The organism is Leptothrix discophora (assembly GCF_030705305.1).
In the GTDB taxonomy this organism is placed as follows: domain Bacteria; phylum Pseudomonadota; class Gammaproteobacteria; order Burkholderiales; family Burkholderiaceae_C; genus Sphaerotilus; species Sphaerotilus discophorus.
Window position 1 is genome coordinate 429,732 of the sequence record NZ_JAUZEE010000002.1, and the last position, 9,964, is coordinate 439,695.

The following is a 9,964-nucleotide window of genomic DNA, read 5'->3' on the forward strand; positions in this document are numbered from 1 at the left end:
TCGACGGAGCTGACGTGGAGGAGGTTGCCCAGGCGCACGGCGGAAACCGGCAGGTCCCAAGAACTTGGGTCGCTGCGGTCCACGCTCCCTGGTGGTGACCCACCTCGGACCGCGTTGCGCGGCCCTTGAACGCCAGTTGCGTGGCGGGACGAGTGTAGCGGAAGGAGGGTTTTTTCGACCCCTCCGGCGCGCCCGCGGGGCGGGGGCCGGAGACGATCGGTGCCGGCGCGCCGAGGGCGTCCGGCCGGCTCGTCAAGGCGTCACTGCACCAGGGCGACCTGCGCGCCGGTGCTGCCGGCGCCGGCGATCTTGGCCGTCTTGGCGGCCTTGACCGGGGCTGGCTTGACCGCAGCCTTGCCGGCCGGCGCCTGGGCCGGGGGCAACTCGGGCTCGACCGCCGGAGCGGTCTGGGCCGTGGCCACCGGCGGCACCGGCAGGCGCGCGGTCGGCGGCACCGAGCGGCCTTGCAGCAGCTGGGTCATGAACTCCTGCTCGGCCATGACCTTGAAGGCGTAGCCGCCGTCGTCGGACAGGTTGGCCGCGCCGACGTAGTGGCGCAGGCCGCCTTCGACCGAACCGGCCGTGGCGATGCAGTCCTTGAGCACCTGCACGCCGACGCGAAGGTTGGTCAGCGGGTCGAAGGCCGCGTGGTTGCCGCCGAAGGCCTCGTACTTGTCATCGTGGACGCGGGTCATGACCTGCATCAGGCCCTGGGCGCCCACCGAACTCTGGGCGAAGGGATTGAAGCTCGACTCGACCGCGACGATGGCCAGGATCAGCGTCGGCTCCAGGCCTACCCGGCGGCCCAGGCTCCAGGACTCCTGCACCAGCCGGGCGACCGGCTCCGGTGCGACGCGGTAGCGGCGCGACAGCCAGTTCGCGACCACGGACTGCTGCCGGTTGAGTTCCGACGGGTCGACCGCGGTGGCGCGATCGACGGCCGACAGGTCGCCGTGGTCGAACAGGTCGCCGGCGTCGGTCGAACGGGCTTCCTGACGCTGCAGGAGCCAGTCGAGCGCTTGCGCCTCGAGCGTGCCGCGGACATCGGCGCGACCACCCACCACGAAGGTGGCACTCAGCACGGCCAGACCGAGCACGGCCAGACTGTTGTGACCCACGGCCAGAAGGCCGTGACCCAGATCTGCAAGAAACACCCGCGTCGATGCGAGAACGCACTCGCGCAGCTGTGCCCAGGATCGGAATGTGGACATGACACTCCTTTCGGTTCACAGGCGAGGTGCCCAGCGAATCACAGCCGGAGGGGTGGCTGGGCTGGCACCTCGATAATCCCGCCGCTTGGGACTGCTGGAACTGAGCCGGCGATGCGCACAGGGCTCAGGTGCGGCGGGGTCGAGTGGCCGGGGGTGCTGTACTGGTGAAAACCCCAGGCCGGTTGAACGGGGCGGATTCTATGCACCGCCCAAATAACCGGTCAACTATGAGACTTTGATCTCTTATCCCGAATTGTGATGAAGTACCCAGATCTCCGCGGCTTTCTCGAACTCCTCCGGCAGCGTGAAAAACTGCTCGATGTGGGGGATCCCGTCTCGACCCACCTCGAGATGACCGCCCTGTCGGACCAGGTGCTGCGGGCCGGCGGGCCGGCGCTGCTGTTTCGCGTGCCATGCAACGGTCACAAACGCTTTCAGGCCCCGGTGCTCACCAACCTGTTCGGCACGCCCGAGCGGGTCGCGCTGGGCATGGGGGCCGACAGCGTCGCCGCCCTGCGCGACATCGGTCACCTGCTGGCCAGCCTCAAGGAACCTGAGCCGCCGCGTGGGCTGAAGGATGCCGGCCGGCTGATCCAGATGGCCAAGACGGTGTGGGACATGAAGCCGTCGACGGTGCGCCACCCGGTCTGCCAGCAGGTCATCGTCGAGGGCTCGGACATCGACCTGGCCGACCTGCCGGTGCAGCACTGCTGGCCGGGCGACGTCGCGCCGCTGATCACCTGGGGACTGGTCATCACGCGCGGCCCGCAGTCGGTGCCGCGGCCGCGGTTGCGCCAGAACCTGGGCATCTACCGTCAACAGGTGATCGGCCGTCGCGAGGTGATCATGCGCTGGCTGGCCCATCGCGGCGGCGCGCTCGACTTCCGCGACTTCGCCCGCGCCAACCCCGGCCAGCCCTTCCCGATCGCGGTGGCGCTGGGCGCCGATCCGGCGACCACGCTCGGGGCCGTCACGCCGGTGCCCGACAGCCTGTCCGAATACCAGTTCGCCGGCCTGCTGCGCGGCGCCCGCACCGAGCTGGCGGCGTCCTCGGTCGGCGAAGGTGACCTGAAGCTGCAGGTGCCCGCCACCGCCGAGATGGTGCTCGAAGGCCACATCCCGACCGCCGAACCTGGCTGGACCGGCGTCAGCGACCACGGCGTGCCGCTGGCCGAGCGCGGTGGCTACCTGCACGCGCTCGAAGGCCCCTACGGTGACCACACCGGCTACTACAACGAGCAGGACTGGTTCCCGGTCTTCCGGATCGACCGGCTGACGATGCGCGACAATGCCATCTACCACTCGACCTACACCGGCAAGCCGCCCGACGAGCCGGCCGTGCTGGGCGTGGCCCTCAACGAGGTCTTCGTGCCGATCCTGCAGAAGCAGTTTCCGGAGATCGTCGACTTCTACCTGCCGCCCGAAGGTTGCAGCTACCGCATGGCGGTCATCAGCATCCGCAAGAGCTACCCCGGCCACGCCAAGCGGCTGATGTTCGGGCTGTGGAGCTACCTGCGCCAGTTCATGTACACGAAGTTCATCGTCGTGGTCGACGACGATATCGACGTGCGTTCCTGGCAGGAGGTGATCTGGGCCATCACCACCCGGATGGACCCGGTGCGCGACACCACGCTGGTCGAGCACACGCCGATCGACTACCTCGACTTCGCCTCGCCGGTGTCGGGCCTGGGCGGCAAGATGGGGCTGGATGCGACCAACAAGTGGCCCGGCGAGACCCACCGTGAATGGGGCCGCACCATCACGATGGACCGCGACGTGAGCCAGCGCATGGACGCGCTGTGGACCCGCCTGCAGGCCGGCCGCCCGGCGCCGTGACGGTTCGATGACCTTGCGTCGGCGCTGTCAATTGAGCGTCATCGATGACGGCGCGGCCGTCGATCGAAACGCTTGGGTTGCGACCCCCCGGACCCGGCGCTAAGGTTCACCCGTCTGCCGATGAAGGCAGGCACTGCCCTCCGCGCAGTCTCTGCGTGGAAGGGACCCCGGACGATGATCCTCCGGAGTCCCGACGGGAGGCCTCGTGCCCCCACCGGCCCGCCGCGAAACCCTGGTTTCCGGCGGGCCATCTCTTTTTTGGGGGCGTTCCAGGCCCGCGCCCCTTCAGGCCCCGACCCACAGCCCCAGCAACTCGCGCAGCAGGTTGTGCACGTCGCGTGCGCCGGCCGGGCTGGGCAGCAGGTCCAGCACCGGGCGGTCGGCCGGTTGCACGCGGGCGACCGGTGCGGGCGTGACCGGCAGGTCCGGCGCGGCTTCCCGGAAGGCCCGCAGCGCGCGCGGCATGTGCGAGGCATGTGTGACCAGCACGATCTGGCGCACGCCGGCCGAACGCAGCAGCGCGACCGTGGCCGCGGCGTTCTCGCGGGTGTCGCGGGATCGGTCCTCGGTCCAGCGCAGCGGCAGGCCGAAGTCCTCGCGGGCGATGCGCGCGGCGGTCTGCGCCTCGCTCGGGCCCTCGCGCTGGGCCCAGCCGATGCCGCCGCTGTAGGCGATCGGCCAGGTCATGCGCCGGGCCAGCCAGACGCCGTGGCGCAGCCGCTCCAGGCCCTGCTCGGTCAGGCCGCTGGCGCCGTCGAGGGCCTCGTCCTGCGCGCGCCGGCCGGCACCGAGCACCACGATGGCGACGGCATCCGGCGAAGTCGCCGAGACCTGCAGCAGGTCCCGCGCGTTGGCGTCCAGCGCCGCCGGCGGCTTCAGCACGTGGTCCTGCAGCCAGCGCGCGCCGAGCCCGCAGGCGCTCAGCCACAGCAGAGCCAGCACGAGCGCCAGCGTCCAGGTGCACGCACGCGGCCAGCGCCGCAGGCCGGCCAGCGCGGCCAGGCCGACCAGCAACGGGCTGGCGGGCGGCAGGATCAGGGCGGTCAGCACCGGCTTCAGGTCGGCGAGCAGGTCGAGCATGGGCAAGCAGGGAAATGGAGAGATGGGCGAAGATGCCTGGTCTCGCATCATCGCCAGCCGGATCCCTGCCTTGACTGCGGCATCGTTCATGCCGGGTCAGGTCGATGAATCCGGCACGCGCATCGAGCGATCCGCCGACAGGCGCAGTCCTTTCAGGAGCCCGACATGACCGTACCGATCGACCCGCCGTTTCCCGCGCCTGCCGAGTCCGTCATCACCCTCGGGGGCGGCTGCTTCTGGTGCACCGAGGCGGTCTTCCTGCAGGTCCGCGGCGTGCGGGCGGTCGAGAGCGGCTACTGCAACGGGCATGTCGTGCGGCCGACCTACGAGGCGGTGTGCCAGGGTGACACGGGCCATGCCGAGGTGGTGCGGCTGCGCTTCGATCCGGCACAGGTCGACCTGTCCGAGCTGCTGCAGATCTTCTTCGCGGTGCATGACCCGACCACGCTGAACCGGCAGGGCCACGACGTCGGCACGCAGTACCGCTCAGGCATCTACTGGCATGCGCCGGAACAGGTCGAGGTGGCCCAGGCCGTGATGCGCGAAGCCGCCGAGGCCTGGCAGGCGCCGATCGTGACCGAGCTGCTCCAGGAGGCCAACTACTGGCCGGCCGAGGCCTACCACCAGCGCTACTACGAGCGCCATCCCCATCAGGGCTATTGCGCTCACGTCATCGCGCCCAAGCTGGCGAAGTTCCGCAAGGTCTTCGCGCGCCTGCAGATCGAAGACTGATCAGGGCGCGAGGCGCTCGCGCACCCACTGGCCGGTCTGCGTCGCCGCAGGGTCGTGGCGGTAGACCAGCCGATCGTGCAGCCGCGACTTGCGGCCCTGCCAGAACTCCCAGCGATCGGGCACCAGCCGGAAGCCGCCCCAATGCGGCGGACGTGGCGGGTTCAGGCCGTGCTCGACGGCCGCCTTGGCCGCATTCGTGACCAGCACCGTGCGCGAGGCGATCACCTGGCTCTGCGGCGAGGCCCAGGCGCCGAGCCGGGAATCGAGCGGCCGCGAGGCGTAGTAGGCGTCGGATTCCTCGTCGCTGACGCGTTCGACGCGGCCCTCGATGCGCACCACGCGTTCGAGTTCGACCCAGTGGAACTGCAGCGCGGCGAACGCGTTGCCGGCCAGCTCGCGTCCCTTGCGGCTGTCGTAGTTGGTGTACCAGACGATGCCGCGCTCGTCGCAGCCCTTGATCAGCACGATGCGGGTGGACGGCCGGCCGTCCGCACCGACCGTGGCCAGCGTCATCGCGTTGGGCTCGGGGATGCCGGCGGCCAGCGCGTGTTCGAGCCACTGCTCGAACTGCTGCAAGGGGCGCGCGGCGGCGGCGGCCTCGTCGAGTTCACCTTGTTCGTAGGACTTGCGCAGGTCGGCGATGGGCTTCATGCAGGCAGTATAGAAATCGGCCTGGTGGGTCGTGCGGTTGCGGGATCGCGCTGCAATCGATCCCGTCGGACAACGTGCGCCAGCGCACCGATCCGGACCCCTTTCTGGCCGTCCTGTCCGCCTAGCACTTGCACTTAAGTGAACTCACCACTTCCGACAGAACGGGTCCGACGCGCACAGTGACGATCCATCGGACCGACGCGCGCCAAGCCGGCTCGGTCGAGGACCAGAAAGCAGACATGACCGCACGCATCAGGGAAGCCCGCGTGTGCCCCGAGCAGCGCCGCTGGCGCGATGCACACGGGCACGGCGTCGCACGATCATGAACCCCGACCGCAACGAGCCGACCGTCGTCGTGGTCGGCGCCGGGCGCGGCCAGCGCTTCGATGGCGAGGGCCACAAGCTGGCCCAGACCTTCGGCGCCAGCACGGTGCTCGAGACCACGCTCGAGACGGTCGTTGCCAGCGGCCTGCCGATGGTGCTGGTGACCACCGCACCGCTGGTGGCGCTGGCCCAGCAGGTGATCGCCGCGCGCGACATCGTGCTGCTGCCGCCGGTCGGCTCCTACACCGGCGAGCCGTTGGGCATGGGCTACACCATCGCCAGCGGCGTCGCGGCGCGGGCCCATGCGCGCGGCTGGCTGGTGTTGCCGGCCGACATGCCGCTGCTGCGGCCCGACACGCTGCGCAAGGTGGCTCAGGCGATGAGCCAGTACCCGGTCGTCTACCCGCAGCACCGTGGCCGGCGTGGCCACCCGGTGGGCTTCTCGCCCGAGCTGTACACCGAGCTGATCAGCCTCAGCGGCGACGAGGGCGCGCGGCGCCTGGTGGCCCGCTACCCGGCCCATGGCATCGACGTCGACGACGCGGGCGTGCTGGTCGACATCGACACCCGGCGTGACCTCGAGGCCGCCCGCGCCTTGCAGCGCGAGCCGGCTGCGGACGTCTGATCGTCCGGCGGGGTACAGCAGGGTTCAGCAGCACTCAGCGTCACCCGGCGTCACGCCGCGTCACTCAGCGAGCGCTGCCGGAGCCAGGCGGACCTGAAAGGCCGTGCAGACCGTGCAGACCGTGACGACGCGCGAGCGCCACCAGCGCCTGCACCTGCGGATCGCGGATGCCGTGCTGCTGCAACGCCCGGGCGGTGTCGAGCAGGTAGTCCAGCGTCGTCCCGTGGCGGCCGCGTGCGTGGCGCAGGATGTCGAGCAGCTCGGCCTCGTCCATGCCGCGCGCGTGGCGTTCGCTGTGGCCGGGCAGGGTGAAGCCGAGGGCGCTGACCGCCATCTGGCTGGCCTGCGCGCGCAGCCAGTGCGGCCGGTAGGGACTGCCTTCCATCTCGCGCAGCCAGAGCGCCTCGAAGACCGCCTCGGCCTGATCGTCCGGCACCCGCTGGACCACGCCCGCGCAGGAGCCGCCGGGCAGCAGCGCGAACACCAGCCCGGGCCGATGCGGCGTGCCGCGGTCGCGCAGCGAGCGCATGCGCAGCGCCCGGTGATGGCCCCAGACCCGCGCCGGCAGCGCCTGCATCGGCTCGAAGGCCGGCTTCCAGATCAGCGAACCGTAGGCGAAGACCCAGAAGCCGTGGCCATGCGCCAGGCGGTCCTGGACGTCCTGCCAGACCTGCGTCCGGGAGGGCATCGAGGCGGCCGGTCCCGGGTCCCGGCGCAGGCTCTGGAAGGGGTCTCGCGCGCTCACGGCAAGAGTGTCGCCGGAGACCTTTCCGGCGTCCCTTGATTTGACGCTGTAACTAAGTTTCGTTCTAATCGACCCGTCGGTTTCATGCCCGGATCGCTGCCGAGCCCGGGTCCCCTCCGCCCCGTTTCCAGCCGCACAGCCCCGATGAAGTCCTCCGTCATTGCGCCCATCAGCGACATCACCGCGCGCATCCGCGAGCGCAGCCGTGTCACCCGCGAGGCCTACCTCGCCCGCACCCGCGCGATCGCCCAGCGCGACCGCGGCGCCGACCGCATGGGCTGCGCCAACGTTGCCCACGCCTTTGCCGCCTTGCCCGGTTCGGACAAGTTCCGCGTCGTGGCCGAGAAGGCGCCCAACATCGGCGTCATCACGGCCTACAACGACATGCTGTCGGCCCACCAGCCCTACGAGGGCTTCCCGGCCGTGATCCGCGACGAGGCTCGCCAGCACGGCGCCACCGTCCAGGTCGCCGGGGGCGTGCCGGCGATGTGCGACGGCGTCACGCAGGGCCTGCCCGGCATGGAGCTGAGCCTGTTCTCGCGCGACACCATCGCGATGGCGACCGCCGTCGGCCTGACCCACGACGTGTTCGATGCCGCGCTGCTGCTGGGCGTGTGCGACAAGATCGTGCCTGGCCTGCTGATCGGCGCGCTGCACTTCGGCCACCTGCCGTGCGTCTTCGTGCCGGCCGGCCCGATGAGCACCGGCCTGTCCAACAGCGACAAGTCCAAGGTCCGCGAGCAGTTCGCGCAGGGCCTGGTCGGGCGCGACAAGCTGCTCGAGGCCGAGTCGGCGGCCTACCACGGCGCGGGCACCTGCACGTTCTACGGCACCGCCAACAGCAACCAGATGCTGCTGGAGGCCATGGGCCTGCACGTGCCCGGATCGGCCTTCGTGCACCCGCATGCCGAGCTGCGCGAGCAGCTCACCCGCGAGGCCGTGCGCCAGGTCCTCAAGCTGCGCAAGGGCCAGCGCTACACGCCCATCGGCGAGCTGGTCGACGAGCGCTGCATCGTCAACGCCATGATCGCGCTGCTGGCCACCGGCGGCTCGACCAACCACCTGATCCACTGGGTCGCGGTAGCCCGTTCGGCCGGCATCCTGATCGACTGGACCGACTTCTCCGACCTGTCCGCCCACGTGCCGCTGCTGGCCCGTGTCTACCCCAACGGCAAGGCCGACGTGAACCAGTTCCAGGCCGCAGGGGGCCCCGGCTTCGTCCTGCGCGAGCTGCTCGACAGCGGCTGCCTGCACGGCGACGTCATGACCGTGGCCGACGGTGGCATGGCGGCCTACGGCACGCTGCCGGCGCTGGCGGCCGACGGCCAGCTGGGCTGGACGCCGCTGCCGGCCGAGTCGGGTGACGAGTCCATCGTTCGCAAGGCCGGCGCGCCCTTCAGCGCCACCGGCGGCCTCAAGCTGCTGCAGGGCAACCTCGGCCGCGGCGTGATGAAGGTCAGCGCGGTCCCCGAGGACCGCCACGTCATCGAGGCACCGGCCATCGTCTTCGACAGCCAGGACGCGCTGCACGTCGCCTTCAAGAAGGGCGAACTGGAGCGCGACTTCGTCGCCGTCGTGCGCTTCCAGGGCCCCAAGGCCAACGGCATGCCCGAGCTGCACAAGCTGACGCCGCCGCTGGCGGTGCTGCAGGACAAGGGCTACCGCGTCGCGCTGGTGACCGACGGCCGCATGAGCGGTGCGTCGGGCAAGGTGCCGGCGGCGATCCACGTCAGCCCCGAGGTGCTGGGCGGCGGTCCGCTTGGCAAGGTCCGCACCGGCGACGTCGTGCGCGTCGACGCGGTCGCCGGCACGCTCGATGCCCATGTCGACGCCGCCACCTGGGCCGCCCGCGAGATCGAGACCCGCTCCGACGCGCTGGCCGACGACGCCGGCCACGGCCTGGGCCGCGAACTGTTCGCCGGCATGCGCCGCAACGTCGCCACCGCCGAGGAAGGTGCCGTGAGCTGGCTCTGAGCCGGCACGCGCACCGACCCGTCCCCACCTTCCCCAGGAAACACCGCATGAACACGCTCGATCTCGTCCAGCACGGACCCGTCATCCCCGTCATCGTCATCGACCGCGTCGAGGACGCCGTGCCGCTGGCCCGCGCGCTGGTCGCCGGTGGCGTCAGGGTGCTGGAGGTGACGCTGCGCACGCCCGCCGCGCTCGACTGCATCAAGGCCATGATCGCCGGCGTGCCCGATGCCATCGTCGGCGCCGGCACGGTGCGCTCCATCGCCGATGCGCAGGCTGCCAAGGACGCCGGCTGCCAGTTCGCCGTCAGCCCCGGCTACACCCCCGAGATCGGCCGCGCCTGCCTGGACATCGGCCTGCCGCTGCTGCCCGGCGTGTCGACCGCCAGCGAGGTCATGATGGCCAACGCCGACGGCTACCGCTTCCTCAAGCTGTTCCCGGCCACGGCGGTCGGCGGCGTGAACCTGCTGAAGGCCTTCGCCAGCCCCTTCCACGACGTCGTGTTCTGCCCCACCGGCGGCATCACGCTGGAGACCGCGCCGCAGTTCCTGTCGCTGCCCAACGTGAAGGTCTGCGGCGGCTCCTGGCTGACGCCGGCCGATGCGGTCAGGTCGGGCGACTGGGCCCGCATCACACAACTCGCGGCCGACACGCACAAGCTGCGCGCCTGAAGCGGTCCGCACCACGAAGAAGGCCGGCATCGCGCCGGCCTTTTTTCATGTCCGCGCCGATCGTGGCGGCCGGCACGCCTTTCGCGGATCGGCTGGCGTACCCGCCAGACGAGGG

The 9,964-nt window shown here is 70.7% G+C and carries 9 protein-coding genes and 1 riboswitch; of the genes, 5 read left to right on the top strand and 4 right to left on the bottom strand.

Annotated elements, in window-relative coordinates; translation table 11 throughout:
* Positions 1 to 19: 19 nt before the first annotated feature.
* Positions 20 to 150, bottom strand: a riboswitch (ZMP/ZTP riboswitch).
* 110 nt (positions 151 to 260) lie between these two features.
* Complete coding sequence (locus Q8X39_RS05485; RefSeq protein WP_305748627.1) at positions 261 to 1,211, bottom strand: lytic transglycosylase domain-containing protein; 951 nt, start codon at positions 1,209 to 1,211, stop codon at positions 261 to 263.
* Between the two features lie 258 nt (positions 1,212 to 1,469).
* On the opposite strand from Q8X39_RS05485, the gene Q8X39_RS05490 reads away from it, so the two are divergent.
* Positions 1,470 to 3,047 carry a UbiD family decarboxylase domain-containing protein gene (locus Q8X39_RS05490; protein WP_305748628.1) on the top strand — a complete coding sequence of 526 codons (1,578 nt, stop codon included), beginning with the start codon at positions 1,470 to 1,472 and terminating at the stop codon, positions 3,045 to 3,047.
* 285 nt (positions 3,048 to 3,332) lie between these two features.
* Here Q8X39_RS05490 and Q8X39_RS05495 read toward each other — a convergent pair whose 3' ends face one another.
* Entirely contained in the window at positions 3,333 to 4,127 is a 795-nt protein-coding gene (locus tag Q8X39_RS05495) for a YdcF family protein (protein ID WP_305748629.1), read from the bottom strand.
* Between the two features lie 165 nt (positions 4,128 to 4,292).
* Between Q8X39_RS05495 and msrA the strand changes: the two genes are divergently transcribed.
* Complete coding sequence (gene msrA, locus Q8X39_RS05500; RefSeq protein ID WP_305748630.1) at positions 4,293 to 4,859, top strand: peptide-methionine (S)-S-oxide reductase MsrA; 567 nt, start codon at positions 4,293 to 4,295, stop codon at positions 4,857 to 4,859.
* Here msrA and pdxH read toward each other — a convergent pair whose 3' ends face one another.
* Complete coding sequence (pdxH, locus tag Q8X39_RS05505) at positions 4,860 to 5,510, bottom strand: pyridoxamine 5'-phosphate oxidase (RefSeq protein ID WP_305748631.1); 651 nt, start codon at positions 5,508 to 5,510, stop codon at positions 4,860 to 4,862.
* Between the two features lie 322 nt (positions 5,511 to 5,832).
* Here pdxH and Q8X39_RS05510 point away from each other — a divergent pair, with 322 nt between their 5' ends.
* Entirely contained in the window at positions 5,833 to 6,459 is a 627-nt protein-coding gene (locus tag Q8X39_RS05510) for a nucleotidyltransferase family protein (RefSeq protein WP_305748632.1), read from the top strand.
* Between the two features lie 64 nt (positions 6,460 to 6,523).
* Here the strand turns inward: Q8X39_RS05510 and Q8X39_RS05515 are convergent, their stop codons facing one another.
* Entirely contained in the window at positions 6,524 to 7,204 is a 681-nt protein-coding gene (locus Q8X39_RS05515) for a gamma-glutamylcyclotransferase (RefSeq protein WP_305748633.1), read from the bottom strand.
* Between the two features lie 144 nt (positions 7,205 to 7,348).
* Here Q8X39_RS05515 and edd point away from each other — a divergent pair, with 144 nt between their 5' ends.
* Together edd and Q8X39_RS05525 are read left to right on the top strand one after the other, a co-directional pair.
* A complete protein-coding gene (gene edd, locus Q8X39_RS05520; protein WP_305748634.1) occupies positions 7,349 to 9,178 on the top strand; it encodes a phosphogluconate dehydratase in 1,830 nt (609 codons plus the stop codon).
* Positions 9,179 to 9,225: 47 nt separating this feature from the next.
* Positions 9,226 to 9,849, top strand: a complete 624-nt coding sequence (locus Q8X39_RS05525; RefSeq protein WP_305748635.1) for a bifunctional 4-hydroxy-2-oxoglutarate aldolase/2-dehydro-3-deoxy-phosphogluconate aldolase — start codon at positions 9,226 to 9,228, stop codon at positions 9,847 to 9,849.
* The last annotated feature ends 115 nt before the right edge of the window (positions 9,850 to 9,964 follow it).

Bases quoted from the DNA above. Each gene is read 5' to 3' on its own strand.
- Q8X39_RS05485 (WP_305748627.1), bottom strand. From the start codon at position 1,211: ATGTCCACATTCCGATCCTGGGCACAGCTGCGCGAGTGCGTTCTCGCA.
- Q8X39_RS05490 (WP_305748628.1), top strand. From the start codon at position 1,470: ATGAAGTACCCAGATCTCCGCGGCTTTCTCGAACTCCTCCGGCAGCGT.
- Q8X39_RS05495 (WP_305748629.1), bottom strand. From the start codon at position 4,127: ATGCTCGACCTGCTCGCCGACCTGAAGCCGGTGCTGACCGCCCTGATC.
- msrA (WP_305748630.1), top strand. From the start codon at position 4,293: ATGACCGTACCGATCGACCCGCCGTTTCCCGCGCCTGCCGAGTCCGTC.
- pdxH (WP_305748631.1), bottom strand. From the start codon at position 5,510: ATGAAGCCCATCGCCGACCTGCGCAAGTCCTACGAACAAGGTGAACTC.
- Q8X39_RS05510 (WP_305748632.1), top strand. From the start codon at position 5,833: ATGAACCCCGACCGCAACGAGCCGACCGTCGTCGTGGTCGGCGCCGGG.
- edd (WP_305748634.1), top strand. From the start codon at position 7,349: ATGAAGTCCTCCGTCATTGCGCCCATCAGCGACATCACCGCGCGCATC.
- Q8X39_RS05525 (WP_305748635.1), top strand. From the start codon at position 9,226: ATGAACACGCTCGATCTCGTCCAGCACGGACCCGTCATCCCCGTCATC.